Source organism: Chelatococcus asaccharovorans (assembly GCF_003201475.1).
Taxonomy (GTDB): domain Bacteria; phylum Pseudomonadota; class Alphaproteobacteria; order Rhizobiales; family Beijerinckiaceae; genus Chelatococcus; species Chelatococcus asaccharovorans.
The window spans coordinates 425166-441630 of sequence record NZ_QJJK01000005.1; the positions used below are offsets into that span (position 1 = coordinate 425166).

The 16465-nt window shown below is 65.7% G+C and carries 13 protein-coding genes; 5 read left to right on the forward strand and 8 right to left on the reverse strand.

The window, feature by feature from the left end:
* Window positions 1-72: 72 nt before the first annotated feature.
* Both atpA and C7450_RS14105 read right to left on the reverse strand, forming a co-directional pair.
* Window positions 73-1605: a F0F1 ATP synthase subunit alpha gene (gene atpA, locus C7450_RS14100; RefSeq protein WP_110375062.1), complete on the reverse strand. Its 1533-nt coding sequence runs from the start codon at window positions 1603-1605 to the stop codon at window positions 73-75.
* Window positions 1605-2165 (reverse strand): F0F1 ATP synthase subunit delta, encoded by a 561-nt coding sequence (locus tag C7450_RS14105; RefSeq protein WP_110375063.1) that lies wholly within the window; start codon window positions 2163-2165, stop codon window positions 1605-1607. The genes atpA and C7450_RS14105 overlap by 1 nt, the downstream gene beginning before the upstream one ends.
* 325 nt (window positions 2166-2490) lie before the next feature.
* Between C7450_RS14105 and C7450_RS14110 the strand changes: the two genes are divergently transcribed.
* The 3 genes from C7450_RS14110 (at window position 2491) to C7450_RS14120 (ending at window position 7579) form a co-directional block, all read left to right on the forward strand.
* Window positions 2491-3669, forward strand: a complete 1179-nt coding sequence (locus C7450_RS14110; protein WP_110375064.1) for a M20 aminoacylase family protein — start codon at window positions 2491-2493, stop codon at window positions 3667-3669.
* Window positions 3670-4138: 469 nt separating this feature from the next.
* On the forward strand, window positions 4139-5716 hold the full coding sequence (locus C7450_RS14115) for a hypothetical protein (protein ID WP_146227338.1): 1578 nt from the start codon (window positions 4139-4141) through the stop codon (window positions 5714-5716).
* Between the two features lie 531 nt (window positions 5717-6247).
* The gene (locus C7450_RS14120) at window positions 6248-7579 is read left to right on the forward strand and encodes a DUF4214 domain-containing protein (RefSeq protein WP_110375066.1); all 1332 of its coding nucleotides are present in this window, start codon (window positions 6248-6250) and stop codon (window positions 7577-7579) included.
* 28 nt (window positions 7580-7607) lie between these two features.
* Here C7450_RS14120 and C7450_RS14125 read toward each other — a convergent pair whose 3' ends face one another.
* Complete coding sequence (locus C7450_RS14125; RefSeq protein WP_110375162.1) at window positions 7608-9809, reverse strand: primosomal protein N'; 2202 nt, start codon at window positions 9807-9809, stop codon at window positions 7608-7610.
* 180 nt (window positions 9810-9989) lie between these two features.
* On the opposite strand from C7450_RS14125, the gene C7450_RS14130 reads away from it, so the two are divergent.
* Entirely contained in the window at window positions 9990-11027 is a 1038-nt protein-coding gene (locus C7450_RS14130; RefSeq protein ID WP_110375067.1) for a tyrosine recombinase XerC, read from the forward strand.
* Between the two features lie 35 nt (window positions 11028-11062).
* On the opposite strand, the gene C7450_RS14135 is transcribed toward C7450_RS14130, so the two are convergent.
* Together C7450_RS14135 and C7450_RS14140 are read right to left on the reverse strand one after the other, a co-directional pair.
* Window positions 11063-11605 (reverse strand): hypothetical protein, encoded by a 543-nt coding sequence (locus tag C7450_RS14135; protein WP_110375068.1) that lies wholly within the window; start codon window positions 11603-11605, stop codon window positions 11063-11065.
* Window positions 11606-11720: 115 nt separating this feature from the next.
* Window positions 11721-12188, reverse strand: a complete 468-nt coding sequence (locus C7450_RS14140; protein WP_110375069.1) for a VOC family protein — start codon at window positions 12186-12188, stop codon at window positions 11721-11723.
* Window positions 12189-12349: 161 nt separating this feature from the next.
* Between C7450_RS14140 and C7450_RS33955 the strand changes: the two genes are divergently transcribed.
* A complete protein-coding gene (locus C7450_RS33955) occupies window positions 12350-12493 on the forward strand; it encodes a hypothetical protein (protein WP_170147241.1) in 144 nt (47 codons plus the stop codon).
* 441 nt (window positions 12494-12934) lie between these two features.
* Here the strand turns inward: C7450_RS33955 and lpdA are convergent, their stop codons facing one another.
* The 3 genes from lpdA to odhB all read right to left on the reverse strand — a co-directional run bounded on the left by lpdA (window position 12935) and on the right by odhB (window position 16451).
* Complete coding sequence (lpdA, locus tag C7450_RS14145; RefSeq protein ID WP_110375070.1) at window positions 12935-14341, reverse strand: dihydrolipoyl dehydrogenase; 1407 nt, start codon at window positions 14339-14341, stop codon at window positions 12935-12937.
* Window positions 14342-14369: 28 nt separating this feature from the next.
* Complete coding sequence (locus tag C7450_RS14150) at window positions 14370-15113, reverse strand: SDR family oxidoreductase (protein WP_110375071.1); 744 nt, start codon at window positions 15111-15113, stop codon at window positions 14370-14372.
* A 105-nt stretch (window positions 15114-15218) separates the two neighbouring features.
* A complete protein-coding gene (odhB, locus tag C7450_RS14155) occupies window positions 15219-16451 on the reverse strand; it encodes a 2-oxoglutarate dehydrogenase complex dihydrolipoyllysine-residue succinyltransferase (RefSeq protein WP_110375072.1) in 1233 nt (410 codons plus the stop codon).
* Window positions 16452-16465 lie beyond the last annotated feature (14 nt).

Sequence of the window (16465 nt, forward strand, 5' to 3'; positions counted from 1 at the left end):
GCTCCCGCAAGGGGAGAAGGGCTTTCCACGAATGCACCCAGCGTCAACACGGGGAAGCTGTCACGCACAGGCTTAGGCGAAGGTCTTGGCGACGTCCTCGACCGCGGCCTTGAGCTTGCCGGCGGTGTCGTCGGACAGATCCTTGGACGTGCGGATCGCCTCGAGGATCTCCGGATGCTTGGTCCGGACGGCGCCGAGCAGGGCCTCCTCGAAACCACGCACGCGGTTGACCGGCAGCGGATCGAGATAACCGTTCACGCCGGCATAGATCACGACCACCTGCTCTTCCATGGTGAGCGGCGAGAACTGGCCCTGCTTCAGGAGCTCGGTCAGGCGCGCACCGCGGTTCAGAAGGCGCTGGGTGGTGGCGTCGAGGTCGGAGCCGAACTGGGCGAAGGCGGCCATTTCGCGATACTGGGCGAGCTCGCCCTTGATCTTGCCGGCCACCTTCTTCATCGCCTTGGTCTGCGCGGACGAGCCGACGCGCGACACGGACAGGCCGACGTTCACCGCCGGGCGGATGCCCTGGTAGAACAGATCGGTCTCGAGGAAGATCTGGCCGTCGGTGATCGAGATCACGTTGGTCGGGATATAGGCCGAGACGTCGTTGGCCTGCGTCTCGATGACGGGCAGGGCCGTCAGGGAACCGTTGCCGCTCGCGTCGCTCATCTTGGCGGCGCGCTCGAGCAAGCGGGAATGCAGGTAGAACACGTCGCCCGGATAGGCCTCGCGGCCCGGCGGGCGGCGCAGCAGCAGCGACATCTGGCGGTAGGCGACAGCCTGCTTCGACAGGTCGTCATAGATGATCACGGCATGCATGCGGTTGTCGCGGAAGTACTCGCCCATGGCGCAGCCGGCGAAGGGTGCCAGGAACTGCATCGGCGCCGGATCGGACGCCGTGGCCGCCACGACGATCGAGTACTCGAGGGCGCCTTGCTCCTCGAGCACCTTCACGAACTGGGCGACCGTGGAGCGCTTCTGGCCGATGGCCACATAGACGCAGTAGAGCTTCTGGTTCTCGTCAGCGCCGGCGACGTTGAGCGACTTCTGGTTGAGGATCGTATCGAGCGCGACGGCCGTCTTGCCGGTCTGGCGGTCGCCGATGATCAGCTCGCGCTGGCCGCGGCCGATCGGGATCAGGGCATCGATCGCCTTGAGGCCCGTGGCCATCGGCTCATGCACGGACTTGCGCGGGATGATGCCCGGCGCCTTCACGTCCACCTGGCGCCGCTCGGTCGAGTCGATCGGACCCTTGCCGTCGATGGGGTTTCCGAGGGCGTCGACAACACGGCCAAGAAGTCCCTTGCCGACCGGCACGTCGACGATAGCGCCCGTGCGCTTCACCGTCTGGCCTTCGGCGATCTCACGGTCGGAACCGAAGATGACGATGCCGACGTTGTCGAGCTCGAGGTTGAGCGCCATGCCGCGCACACCCGATTCGAACTCCACCATTTCGCCGGCCTGGACATTGTCGAGGCCATAGCAACGGGCGATACCGTCACCAACCGAGAGGACCTGTCCGACCTCGGTGACCTCAGCCTCCTGGCCGAAGTTCTTGATTTGCTCTTTGAGGATTGCGGTAATTTCCGCAGCGCGGATGTCCATCAGCCGACCTCTTTCAACGCGAGACGGATCGAATTCAGTTTGGAGCGCAGGCTGGCATCGATCATACGGCTGCCGAGCTTGACGATGAGCCCGCCGATGATGGCGGGGTTAACCTTGACGTTGAGCGCGATGCTGCCACCGGCGACGTCCTTGAGAGCGGCCTCGATATCGGCCAGCATCTTGGGGGAAGGCTGTTCCGCGAGGGTCACCTCGGCGCGAACAATGCCCTTCTTGTCGGCGACGAGGCTCTTGTAACCCTCGATCATGCCCGGAAGGGCGAACAGCCGGCGCTTCGACGCGACGAGCCGGATGAAATTCGCGGTGAGGCCACCAATGCCGGCTTTGGCCAGAATGGCCGTGACGGCCTTCTCCTGCTCCTCGGCGGAGAACACGGGGCTCCTGACCAGGCGGGCGAGGTCAGGACTCTCCGCGATCAGACCACTGAATCGGTCGAGGTCGGCACCGACGGTATCCACCGCCTTTGCGTCCTCTGCGAGGTCGAGCAACGCCTTGGCATAGCGCTCCGCGACACCCGACACCATTGCACCCCCGTTAGCCACCGGGCCTCTCTTTCGTCTCAAGGGCGACGTCGTCACCGATTGCTCGGCGGCGCATAACCCTGTTTGGCTATCTTCTGATAGGGTTGGGACAAGCTGAACCCTTAATCCCAATACGGGGGTGCACTAGCATAAGGATGCCGGCTGCGCAACCGAGCCCGGCATACTTTCGCCGCCTTTGCGGAGGCGCGCCCGGGTCAGTGAAATGTTGGTGAATGCGGGGCTGGGCGCTGGGCTGCCTTGACAGGCCCGCGACGCCGTCGGGTGCCTCACGGCACCGACTGTGCTAAGCCATTGCCCTTGGTGGTGTCAGCGGGAGGATTGGCGCATGTCGCGCGCGGAACGTATTGCCGACATGAAGAACGACGTCGTTGCCTGGCGGCGGGATCTGCATACGCATCCCGAGTTGCTCTACGACGTCGTCCGGACAGCCGGCGTCGTGGCGGACAGGTTGCGTAGCTTCGGCGCCGACGAGGTGGTGACCGGCATCGGCCGCACGGGGGTCGTGGGCCTCATTCGCGGCAAGATACGCGGCAAGGATGCGGGGCCCGTCATCGGCCTCAGGGCTGATATGGATGCGCTCCCCATCGAGGAGGAGACCAATCTTCCCTATCGCTCGGCAACGCCGGGGATAATGCACGCCTGCGGCCATGACGGCCATACGGCCATGCTTCTCGGCGCGGCGCGCTATCTCGCGGAGACGCGCGATTTCGCCGGGACGGCGGTGGTCATCTTTCAGCCGGCGGAGGAGGGTGGTGCCGGCGCCAAGGCCATGCTCGACGATGGCCTCCTCGATCGCTTCGGCATTCAGGAGGTCTATGGCATGCACAACATGCCGGGCATGGTCCCCGGCAGCTTCGCCATCCGGCCCGGCGCGATGCTCGCGGCCGCCGATCGCTTCCGCATCGTCATCGAAGGCAAGGGCAGCCATGCCGCCCACCCGCATGAGGGCATCGACAGCGTCGTCGCGGCGAGCCATCTGGTCCTCGCACTGCAGACCGTCGTCGCCCGCAATGTCGACCCGCTCAAGAACGCCGTGGTCTCGGTGACGACCGTCAACGGCGGCGATGCCTTCAATGTGCTGCCCCAGCGGGTGACGCTGACGGGGACGGTGCGGACCCTTGATCCAGCCGTCCGCGATCTTTGCGAGGCGCGGCTTACGGCGCTGGCCCGCTCCATTCCGGCCGCGCTCGGTGCAACCGCCGAGGTCGAGTTCTGGCGCGGCTATCCCGTGACCATGAACAATCCGGACGCGACGCGCTTCGCCGCGGATGTCGCGCGAAGCATATCGAGCACCGGCGCGGTTGATACGGGCATCCAGCCGATCATGGGCGCGGAGGATTTCTCCTTCATGCTGGAGCAGCGGCCGGGCGCCTTCATCTTCATCGGCAACGGCGACAGTGCCGGGCTCCACCATCCGCGCTATAATTTCAACGATGAGATCGTGACGGCGGGCATCGCCTATTGGACGAGTCTCGTCGAGGAGCGTTGCGCCGTCCAGGTCTGACACGGCGGCGTAAGCTGGCGCAATTTTCCGGCTGTTCAGGCGTATAGCCCGACCCGGCGTCCAGGCGCCACGCAGCAGCGTGGTGCCCGGCGCATGCGTCGTGCTGTCGCGATGACAAGGCGTATGTGTCGGGCGCTCACGCGGTCGGGTCACATCGCTGAAAGCGGCCGCGCGGCGATGATCCCCGGGGATGGCTGCGGCGGCGCACTCTTGGCATTCGAAAGGAAGATTTAATCTTCCGCTCCTTGCTTGTGCAGAATTTGCTAGAATAAAATTCGAATTATTATTCGGTTTAATTACTATGAAACAGTCATAAATCAATCATAAGTAGTTGTTTCCGAAATATTATTATAATTAGATCTCGATACACGTTAGTATATTACCAAATGATTTTTTCCATGGCCTATATTTCACGCGTATTGTATTGATAGAGGGAATAGGCATGGGTAGGAAAATCGATATTTCTTCAGTGACCTCTGCTGATTTGCTGGCGTTGCTGAAGGGAAGGCCAGATCTGCTGGCAGGGCTCGTGGCCGGCCTTAAAAAAAAGGGTGCGCCGACGGCTCAGCCCGCCGAGGCGGAGGACGCTGGCGCTGTTCCGGCGCCGTCCGGGGAGCCTGCGGCACCCGCGCCGGATAAGGGTGCGGCGGTGCCCGTCGGGCTGAGGGAAGGGGCTGTGAAGGTGATCGCGGCTCCGCCGCCGTCCCAGGAGCCTGCGGCGCCCGTGCGGATCGAGCAGGCGCCGGCGCCCGTCGGGCCGAAGGAAGGGACTGTGACGGTGGTCACGGCTCCGTCGGCGTCCGAGGAGCCTGCGGCGCCCGTGCGGGTCGAGCAGGCGCCGGCGCCCGTCGGGCCGAAGGAAGGGACTGTGACGGTGGTCACGGCTCCGTCGGCGTCCGAGGAGCCTGCGGCGCCCGTGCGGGTCGAGCAGGCGCCGGCGCCCGTCGGGCCGAAGGAAGGGACTGTGACGGTGGTCACGGCTCCGTCGGCGTCCGAGGAGCCTGCGGCGCCCGCGCCGCGTGAGGAGGCGGTGGTGTCAGTCGCGTCGGAGGACGGGGCTGCGCCGGTGATCGTGGCCCCACCTCCGTCCGAGGAGCCTGCGGCGCCCGCGCCGGGCGAGGAGGCGGTGGTGTCAGTCGCGTCGGAGGACGAGGCTGCGCCGGTGATCGTGGCCCCGCCGCCGTCCGAGGAGCCCGCGGCGCCCGCGCCGGGCGAGGATACAGCGGTGACCGTGGTGCCGGAGGAGGAAGAGGCCGTAACGGCGACGTCTGCTCCGCAGCCGGAGGAGGAGCCCGCGGCGCCCCCGCCGGGCGGGGGAGCGGCGGCTGTCACGCCGGATGAGGAAGAGGCTGCAATGGCGGCCATGGATTCGCAGTCGGCGGAGGTGGCGGCTCCCGCAGCGCCCAGACCCTTCAAGATCGTCTCCACATGCTGCTCCAACGATTTCATTACGTTGGACGCATCGACGTCGGGTTCCGTCGATCTGGGAGCGGGGCGGGACGCGGTCGCCCTGCCGGGTAACAAGGTGGATTACAAGGTCGCGCGCCAGGACGGCGGCTGGACCGTGTCCCATGACGTCGATGGCGCGAAAGTCACGATCAGTCTGCGGGGTGTCGAATGGCTGCAGTTCGATGACGGCATCGTCTGTCTGGACATGGCTGACAGCAACGCCATTACCGGCTATCAGATCGTGAAGGCGGTGCTGGGTGTTCCACGTGATCTCAACCGTGTGTTTTCCGTGGCCGGGGATCTCGATCACGGGCAGTCGCAGGGAACCGTCATCAGCGAGCTGATGCACGTGATGCAGTCCCAGTTCAAAGGGCGCTTCAGTGCCCCCCATTATACGCAGGACGGCATCACGCAGCACTATGAGAACGTGCTCAGCCGCGAGCCCGACGCTTGCGGACTGACGGCGTGGCTCAAGGTCGCGTCCCACATGACGCCTGAGCGCATGTTGGCGAGTTTCGCCTTGGGACCGGAGGCGACGGCCACCGCCGTGAGGGAAGTCGGGCAGGGCGCGCCCTTCGAGCCCACGCTCTTCGTATAGCGGAGCGGATCAACGGTTCGGCCGCGGGCCGGATCCGCGCCATGCGGCTTCGGCCGATCCGCGATCGAGGCGGGCGCGCTGCGTCGCGTTCCACAAGAGCAAATCCGGCTTGGCAAATCCGGCTTGGATGGAATCGTCCGATACCAGCCAAGCCGGTGAATTTGCCCGCCTATCCTCAAGCGGAGCAAGTCCGCCACAGACGGACTTGGCCCGAGGGGCGCCGCCGCTCTCGTGACAACAGGCCGGAACGATACGGCCTCGCCGCATATGCGTTGGCTCATGACGAGGCGCTCCGGAGGGGCGCCTCGTTTCGTTTCTGCAAAGCTGGAGTGCTGAAGTCCTGAAAATTCCTGCAGGTGGATGGCAGCTTTGGTGCACTTTCCCTCGCACCGCCGGCCTCCTCGCCGCATCCGATGCGAATATATGCTTATTGTGCTCACTGGATTAATATATCTATATAAATAGAGATATACTTATAAATTGCTTATATAGATCTGCTAAATTGCTGAAAATTCAATTTCAGGATGTTTCATGCAGGAAAATATTGTGTTCAATGATGAAACTGGATCCGTCTCCGATGAGATGCGCGTTCAGCTGGAAGCCTCCTATAAGCATGCCTTGGCGGATTGGATGGCGCGTCTGCCGTCTCCGCATCCTCTGGATATCAAGCTCACCATCGTTTCCAGCCTCGAGCGGGGACGAATCGCCGAAACGGAAGTCGCGGGCCTGAAGACCATTGCCTATCGCGACAACGGAGCGGGGGTGCGCCTGATGCCCCACGCCGCCTACAAGGCAATAACCGGCATCGACAACCAGGAGGACGTAGCCGATATCGACGTCAGGATTCCGCGGCGCATGGTGGACGCTCTGTCCTTTGACGGCACCTTCGATGTCGTGCACCGCTACGATGCGACAACGCTCTTCCGCCATGAAGTCGCGCATGCGCTGTTCATGGCTGCTGCGCCCGACCCTGCCAAAGGCAATGTCACAGGCTGGCAGAGCAACGTTATCGAAGGCGATGGCGTAACAACAGTGTTCGGAGCCCATGCGCGGGCTTTTCTGCCGGCTGGCATCCCGCTCGCAAACCCCGTTCACCTCGATCCGGACGTGGCCCGGCGCTTCGGATCCGCGCTCGGCGCGCAGCTGCCGCAGGGTGTTGCCGTCAAGATTTCCGCACTTGATGAAGCCCTGATGTCCGACTCCGGCCTGCCGACGGCCCTGAACGACCGCATGGTCTTTGGTCCCTGGTATCACGGCGAAGTCGACATGGGAGGTGGGCTCGACCTCGCTGTTATCCAGGCGCCTGGCAATCAATATCGGATCAGTCACGAAACGGACAAGATCACGCTTGCTTCAAAGATACGGTATGCGGCGCCAGGGGGTGATGAAGGCGCCTTCAAGCCCGAACTGACCCTGCACAACGTGGAGAGGATCCAGTTCTCCAATACGCTCCTCGCGTTCGATGTCGACGGCCATGCCGGGCAGGCTTACCGCCTGTCGCGGACCGTCTATGGTGAGGATCAGCCCGATGCCGTTCTTGCCCGGCAGCTCCAGGCGCTTGATCAGGGCAAGGCGCTGCGCACGCTGGCCGGCGAACTCGTTGCCACCGACGATTTTTCCGCTCGCTACGGTTCGGCAGCATCCGGCGCTGACCTGATAACGCGGTTCTACCACGGGATTCTGGGCCGGGCGCCCGATGCCGCCGGCGCGGAATTCTGGCGCAAGTGCATGGCGGAGGGGCTTGGCGAGGACCAACTCCTTTTCTATTTCGCGGAATCTTCGGAACACAAGGAATTGACGTCCCCACTTCTCGGAATTGTCCTGCAGATCAATATGGAAGAGCCTATGTGGCAGGTTGGTTGACCTATAGGTGCGGAAACGACCTGCCGCCCTACAGAAAGCTTTGCGGATCCACGTCGATGGTGACGCGGATCCGCTGCGGCGGCCGGGGTGCGCGCGCCATCCAGTCCCTGAGATAGCCTTGCAGGTCGGTCTCGCGGGTGGCGCGCACCAGGAGCCGGAAACGGTAGCGGCCCCGGATGAGGGCAAGCGGCGCCTCGGCGGGGCCGAACACATGCACATCCGGCGGGGTTTCGGCGGTTCGCGCCAGCGCGCGGGCGTGGGCTTCCGCCTCGTTCCTGTCGGCTGCCGCCACGATGATGCCGGCGAGCCGCCCAAAGGGCGGCAGCCCCGCCGCTTCGCGCTGGGCGATCTCCTCCCGGTAGAAGCGTTCGGCATTGCCGGACAAGAGCGCCTGCAGCACGGGATGATCGGGCTGGAAGGTCTGGATCAGCGCGCGCCCGGGCTTCTCGAAGCGGCCGGCGCGCCCCGTGACCTGCTGAAGAAGCTGGAAGGTGCGTTCGGCGGCGCGTGGGTCGCCATTGGCAAGGCCGATATCGGCATCGACGACGCCGACCAGCGTCAGGCCCGGGAAGTTGTGGCCCTTGGCGACGAGCTGGGTGCCGATGACGATGCTGAATTCACCGTCGGCCACGGCCTGGAGTTCCTCGCGCAACCGCTCCGTGCCGCCGGGCATGTCGCTCGACAGGACAATGCAACGCTTGTCCGGGAAATGCTCGGCGACTTCCTCCGCCAGCCGTTCCACGCCGGGGCCACAGGCGGTCAGCGCATCGACGGTGCCGCAGGACGGGCAGTTGTCCGGCCGGCGCTCCACATGGCCGCAGTGATGGCAGACGAGCGCGCGCCGGTAGCGATGCTCGACAAGCCAGGCCGAGCAGTTGGGGCACTGGAAGCGATGCCCGCAGGCGCGGCAGAGTGTCAGCGGTGCATAACCGCGCCGGTTGAGATAGAGCAGCGCCTGCTCGCCTTGTTCGAGCGTGTCGCGCATGGCTTCCACGAGCGGCGGCGACAGCCAGTGGTCGCGCTCGGCCGGGTGGCGGCGCAGGTCGATCGCCCGGATCGTCGGCATGGCGCGGCCGCCGAAGCGTTCCGGCAGGGCGAGATAGCGGTAGCGCCCGGACTGGGCGTTGACCTTGGTCTCGATCGACGGTGTCGCCGAGGTGAGCACCACCGGGAAGCCCTCGATGCGCCCCCGCACGATGGCCATGTCGCGGGCGTGGTATTGGACATTGTCTTCCTGCTTGTACGCCGTCTCGTGCTCCTCATCGACGACGATGATGCCGAGCTCGCGAAAAGGCAGGAACAGGGCCGATCGGGCGCCGACGACCACGCGTACCTCGCCTGCAGCCACGCCAAGATGGATGCGCTCGCGCCGGCGGGCCGCAACGCCCGAGTGCCATTCCGCCGGCTTCACCCCGAAGCGGCCCGCGAAGCGCTCCAGGAACTGGGCGGTCAGGGCGATCTCCGGCATCAGGATGAGCGCCTGCTTGCCGCGCGCCAGGGCCTCGGCGATGGCCTCGAAGTAAACCTCTGTCTTGCCGGAGCCGGTCACACCCTCCACCAGCGTGACCGAGAATGCGCCTTCGCCGACCGTCTCGCGCAAGGCATCCGCCGTTTCCAGCTGCGCGGGGGAAAGGCTCGCCTGCGCGAAGGCGGGATCAGGCGGCAGGGCGACCGGCTCCTGCGCCAGCGCCACCGTCTCGAGCGTGCCTTCATCGATGAGGCCGTTGACCACGGCCTGGCTCACGGCGGCTTCCTCGGCCAGCGCCTTCTTGGTGAAGACGAGGCCGCCCGCCGCCACTTCGAGCACGCGTTGCCGCCCCGGAGTCAGCCGGGCAGGTGGCGGTCCGGCCAGTCTCACGCCGACGCGCGGCGTCTCCGGACGGCTCGGATCGGGCACGCGCAGCGCGAGCCTGAGCGCAAGGCCGCGTGGCGACACGGTGTACCAGGCGATCCACTCGACGAGCTTCCGCAAGGCCGGGCTCATGGGCGTGGTATCGACGCGTCCGACCACGGCTTTCAGGTTGCCGCCGTCGCCAGACCGTGCGTCCCACACCACACCGACCGTCTCGCGCGGGCCGAGCGGCACCACGACGACATCGCCCCTGGCAAGCTCGAGGCCGGCTGGGACCTTGTAGGAATAGGCCGTATCGAGCGCGACCGGCACCAGCACGTCAACGATCTGGCCGGTCGACGCCGTCTTGATCGCAGGGCTTGCCTCGGTGATGCTCATGACGTTGCGGTGCCCATGGCAGCTTTCGTGGCGGCTTTCGTGGCGGCGTTCATGGCGGCAGGCATAGCACTGCCGGGACGGATGTTCATCCTCCACGCGCAGCCGGGCGGCGGGAATGGCGATCAGCCGCGACATCGGGCCATTCACCCGTGATTAGGACGAATCACGGATCATCATGCCATGTCGAGACATCATCCAAGACATCATCCAGGACATCATCCGCTGGCGCCCACCGATGATCCGTCCGCCTCCGCGCCCCCCGCCGCTGTGTCGGTGGAGAGGGAAGACGCGGACACCGAGCACGGCTTGTTCGCGGCGACGACGGGCTGGTTGTCTTATCTCGCCGCCGAGCGCCGCCTCTCGCCGAAAACGGTGGAAGCCTACGGGCGGGACCTGCGCCAGTTCCTGACCTTCCTCACCGAATATCAGGGCGAGCCGGCCAGCCTTGGCACGATCGCCGCGCTCGGGCCGGCGGATCTGCGCGCCTTCCTGGCGGCGCGCCGGCGCGAGGGCATCGGCAGCCATTCGCTGATGCGCCAGCTTGCCGCGCTGCGCTCCTTCGCCCGGCATCTTGAACGCACGGGCGCGGGCAATGCCTCCGCCTTCGCGGCGGTGCGTGGCCCCAAGGTGAAGAAGAACCTGCCTCGCCCGCTTGCGGTTTCGGCCGCGAAGGCCGTCACCACGGTCGAAAGCCGCGCCGGCGATGACCGGCCGGAGTGGATCCTGGCGCGCGACGCCGCCGTGCTCGCCCTGCTCTACGGGTCGGGCCTGCGCATCAGCGAGGCGTTGGGCATCCAGCGCCGCCACGCCCCTGTCGGCGGGCAGGCTGACATCACGGTGACGGGAAAAGGTGGCAAGACCCGCAGCGTGCCCGTGCTGCCGCAGGTGTCACGCGCCATCGCGGAGTACATTGCGGCCTGCCCTCATCCCCTGCCGCCGGAAGGGCCGCTTTTCGTGGGCGCGCGGGGCGGCCCGCTGTCGCCGCGGATCATCCAGCTCGTCATGGAGAACCTGCGTGGCGCGCTCGGGCTGCCCGCGAGCGCGACGCCCCACGCCCTGCGCCACTCCTTCGCCACGCATCTCCTCGGCGGCGGAGGGGACCTCCGGGCCATCCAGGAATTGCTGGGCCATGCCTCCCTGTCGACCACGCAGAACTACACCAAGGTCGACGCGGCGCGGCTGCTCGCGGCCTATAATGCGGCTCACCCCCGGGCTTGACGCGGACGGGCGACTTCAGACAGGGACCCGCGCGACTACGCAGTTCCGCCCGAGCGGCGTGTTCGCCGGCGCAGAAGGCCGATGCGCCGGCCCAGCTGGCCATTGAAGCCAAGGCGCTGCCGCACGGCAGCGATGGCGGCGCGCACTGCCCGGCGCGCGGGCTCGGTCTGGCGATGCGCCCAGGCGCGGATGGCGAGGATATGCCCGTAGAGCCAGGCGAACCACGGCAACTGCAGAAGCTTCTCGCGGCACAGCTCGAAGAGATAGGCCGTCACGCCGAGCCCCAGCATCTTGGCGAGCAGCAGCAGGCCAACCGCCATGAACCAGTGCTCGTTGGCGAGGAGCCAGAGGGCGAGAAACTTGACCGGCAGGAGCAGGCTCGCCGGCAGGATGAAGAGCGCGGCCACCGCCGGCGGCGGCAAACGGTCGATCAGCGCGGCGAGTGCCTTCGTCCATTCGGCCCAGGGCAGGAGCCCGACGATGGCGGCGACAACGGGGGCGAGCCTGTCCCACAGCCAGGCCTCCACCAGGAAGAGCACGGCGAGAAGGAACCACAGCGGCTTCAACAGGCGGCGCATGGATCAACTCCGAACATCACGCTCCGCTCGTGCCCGTCTTTCGTGGTCGTTGCAAGGCGTTTCGATGGCTCGCCGGTGAATGCTCCAGTCGGGAGCCGGCCGGGTGGTTCCGCTGTCAGCTCATGCCGTAGAGTTCCTTGGCCCGACGGCGCATCTCATCGTGGGATATATCCTCGATATGGGTCGAGACCCACCAGATGTGGCCGAACGGATCCTTCACCTTGCCGCCGCGATCGCCATAGAACTGGTCCTCGACCGGCTTGAGGATGGTGGCACCGGCCGCTTCCGCCTTGGCGACGGTGGCATCCGCGTCTTCGACATAGATGTGAAGCACGACCGGCGAGCCGCCGATGGTCTCGGGGCTCAGCGCGCCATATTCTGGAAACTCGTCGCACAGCATGAAGGACCCCCGGCCGATCGTCAGTTCGGCATGCCCCACCTTGCCTTGCGGGTCGGATATCTTCAGGGTCTCCACGGCGTCGAAGACCTGCTTGTAGAAGGCGATGGCATCATTGCCCCGGCTGACGCAGATGTAAGGCGTGGGGCCGCCGTTGTCCGGAATGGGATTCACGCTTTCCGCCATGATCACTCTCCTCCTCGCTCGCACACTATTGCGTGAGATGCCTGATCTTAGGGCAGAACGAACGTGACCCCCATCTTGTTCTCTGCGATCGGCCGTGTAGCCTGAAGGGGAGAGCCCCAATCATCGGGATTGGATCTCAGGACCCTGGAAGGAGAAAGACGATGCGTTCCCTGATCCTCGCCTTGACCCTCGCCGCGAGTGCGGCTTTTGCCCCGGCCGCCTTTGCGGATTGCGGCCCCAAGCACACCTCCTCGCTCGACAGCCAACAGTCGATCCAGACCCCATCGTCCACGCGCACGGGCTGACACTCACCCACCGACGACCTCCAAAAATACCTCCAAAAATGATGAGCAGCCGTCCTTGACCGAGGCGGCTGTTTTTTTATGTGAGTCCAGGGCCGACTGGGGGAGGCAGACTGCTCATATGAGAGTGCGCGAGCTCTCTCAGTGCTGTCGTCGTTTCGTCGCGAACTGCTGCGGTTATGGATCCCCTTCCCGTCGCTGCGCGACGCCGGGGATGACACCCTGCGGATGACACCTGCACATGGGGCGGAGGTCTCCGTGTCATCCCCGGCGGCCAGCATAGCTGGCCGGGAAGGGGATCCATCAAACGATAGATGCCGTTCATTCCGGCGGCTGAGTGGCGGCTCAGTTGGTTCTGCCCCAGATGGTACTGGATCCCCTTCGCCATAAAAAATCCCCGGCGCGAGGCCGGGGATGATCGTCCGTCAGGGTGGTGCGTCGCACTCACATATGGATGGCGCGCTTCTCCACGGCCATCGCCGCTTCCTTCACCGCTTCCGAGCGGGTGGGGTGGGCGTGGCAGGTGCGGGCGAGGTCTTCGGAGGAACCGCCGAATTCCATCAGCACGGCGACTTCATGGATCATCTCGCCGGCCTCGGGGCCGATGATGTGGCAGCCGAGGACCCGGTCCGTCTTGGCATCCGCCAGGAACTTCACGAAGCCGTCCGTGGTCTGGTTCACCTTGGCGCGGCCATTGGCCGTGAAGGGGAACCTGCCGACGTTGTAGGCGATGCCGGCTTCCTTGAGCTCTTCCTCGGTGCGGCCGACGGAGGCGACCTCCGGGAAGGTATAGACGACGCTCGGGATGACCTCGTAATTCACATGGCCCGCCTTGCCGGCGAGGACCTCGGCGACCGCAACGCCTTCGTCCTCGGCCTTGTGGGCCAGCATCGGCCCGGCGATGACATCGCCGATGGCGTAGATGCCCGGAACCTTGGTGGCGTAATGGCCGTCCACCACGATGCGATTGCGCTTGTCGAGCTCCACGCCGAGCTCGCCGAGGCCGAGACCCTCGCTGTAAGGCGTGCGGCCGATGGCGACGAGCACGATGTCGGCCTCCAGCGTCTCGGCCGTGCCCCCGGCCGCCGGCTCGACGGTGACCTTGGCGCCGCTCTTGCCCGTCTCGACCTTTGTGACCTTGCTCGACAGCTTGAAGGTGAAGCCCTGCTTGGCCAGGATGCGCTGGAACTGCTTGGCGACCTCGCCGTCCATGCCGGGCAGGATGCGGTCGAGATATTCGACCACCGTGACGTCGGCGCCGAGGCGCTGCCAGACCGAGCCGAGCTCGAGCCCGATCACGCCGGCACCGACGACGATGAGCTTCTTCGGCGCCTTGGCAAGTTCAAGGGCGCCGGTCGACGACACCACGATCTTCTCGTCGATGGTGACGCCGGGGAGCTTGGCGACGTCCGAACCGGTCGCGATGACGATGGATTTCGTGGTGAGGGTCTGCACCGCGCCATCCGCGGCCTTGACGACGACCGAGCCGGCGGCCGGGATGCTGCCGGTGCCGAAGAACACGTCGACCTTGTTCTTCTTGAGGAGGAATTCAACGCCCTTGACGTTGCCGTCGACGCCTTCCTGCTTGAAGGCCTGCAGCTGCGCGATGTCGATCTTCGGCGCCGACACACCGATGCCCATTTTGGGGAAGGCGTGGGACGCCTCGTGGAATTTCTCCGAGGCATAGAGCAGCGCCTTGGACGGGATGCAGCCGACGTTCAGGCAGGTGCCGCCATGGGTCTTGCGCTTCTCGACGACGGCGGTTTTCAGGCCGAGCTGGGCGGCCCGGATGGCGCAGACATAACCGCCCGGCCCGGTGCCGATGACGACGAGATCGTAAGCGTCAGCCATTTCGCGTTCTTTCCTTCTTACAGACAGATTACCGGCCGCCCGATACGTCGATCGTCGTGCCGGTCACATAGCTCGCCTTGTCCGACAGCAGCCAGAGGATCGCGTCGGCCACCTCGTCGGCACTTCCTGCGCGGCCCATCGGGAGCGTGCTGCCCATGCGCGCCGCCCGGCCGGGATCGCCCGCGCTCGCATGGATATCGGTTTCGATGATGCCGGGCCTGACCCCCGCGACGCGGATGCCCTGATCGGCGACCTCGAGGGCAAGCCCGCGGGTCAAGCTGTCGATGGCGCCTTTTGTGGCGGCATAGTCGACATACTGCTTGGCGCCGCCGAGTTCCGCCGCCCGCGACGACAGATTGACGATGACGCCGCCCTTGCCGCCGAACTGCGTCGACAGGCGGCGCACGGCTTCGCGGGCCGCGATGAGACTGCCGACGACATTGACCATCATCAGCCGCGTGATGCGTTCGGCCGACATGTCGACGAGAGACATGGCGCGATCGATGACGCCGGCATTGTTGACGAGCCCGGAGAGCGGCCCGAACGCGTCTGCCTCGGCGAACAGGCGGATGACGTCAGCCTCGTTGGCCACATCGCCCTGAACGGCCATGGCGGTGCCGCCGGCCTGGGCGATGGCCGAGACCACCGCATCGGCCGCTGCCGCGTCAGAGGTGTAGTTCACGACAACCCGGTAACCGGCGGCGGCTGCCTTCAGTGCGGTGGCGCGGCCGATGCCCCGGCTACCGCCTGTAATGACCAGAACGCCATCCATCGCACCAGCCTTTCCTTAACAATCAGAGGACTGGGTCCCAGAGCCCTGGGTCCAAGAGCTCTGGATCCAAGAGCTCTGGATCAAAGCGGCGCTATCCTCCGGTGATCAGAGGTCGAGCACGAGGCGCGTCGGATCCTCGAGGTTCTCCTTGACGCGCACGAGGAACGTCACCGCTTCCTTGCCGTCGATGAGACGGTGGTCGTAGGAGACCGCAAGATACATCATCGGCCGGGCGACGATCTGGCCGTTCTTGACCACCGGGCGCTGCTCGATGCGATGCATGCCAAGGATGGCGGATTGCGGCGCGTTGAGGATCGGCGTGGACAAAAGCGAGCCGTAGACGCCACCGTTGGAGATGGTGAAGGTGCCGCCCTGCATCTCCTCGATGGTCAGCTTGCCGTCACGGGCGCGCTTGCCGAAATCGGCGATCTGCTTTTCGATGCCGGCAATCGAGAGCTGGTCCGCATCGCGCACGACCGGGACCACGAGGCCCTTCTCCGTGCCGACGGCGACGCCGATGTGATAGTAATTCTTGTAGATGATGTCGGTGCCGTCGATCTCGGCATTGACGGACGGCACGTCCTTGAGCGCCTGGACGCAGGCCTTCACGAAGAAGCCCATGAAGCCGAGCTTCACGCCGTGCTTCTTCTCGAACACGTCCTTGTACTGGTTGCGCAGGTCCATCACGCCGGACATGTCGACGTCGTTGAACGTCGTCAGCATGGCGGCGGCCGACTGGGCCTCCTTGAGGCGGCGCGCGATGGTCTGGCGCAGCTTGGTCATGCGGACGCGTTCTTCGCGCGAGGCATCGTCCGGGGCTGATGGCGCGCGCAGCTGCACGGGCTGCGCCGGCTGGGCGGCGGGCGGGTTGGCGAGCGCGCCGAGGATATCGCCCTTCGTCACGCGGCCGTCCTTGCCGGTGCCGGCAACCTTGGCCGGATCGAGGCCGGTCTCGGCGGCAATGCGGCTGACCGCCGGACCGTTGTCGCCCTTGGCGGCGGCAGCGGGAGCGGCAGCAGGAGCCGGTGCAGGAGCCGCGGCGGCTGCGACCGGTGCTGGTGCAGGCTTGCCGGCTGCTTTGGCGGGGGCGGCGGCCGCGCCACCGTCGCCGACGGAGCCGAGCAGCGCGCCGACCTCGACGGTGTCGCCTTCCTTGGCCGTGATTTCGGCCAGGACGCCGGCCGCCGGAGCATTCACTTCCAGCGTGACCTTGTCGGTTTCCAGCTCAACGAGCGGTTCGTCGGCCTTCACGGCCTCGCCCTGTTTCTTGAACCACCGGCCGATGGTGGCCTCCGTCACGGATTCGCCGAGGGTCGGCACACGGATTTCGGTCGCCATGATCTTCGCTTCTT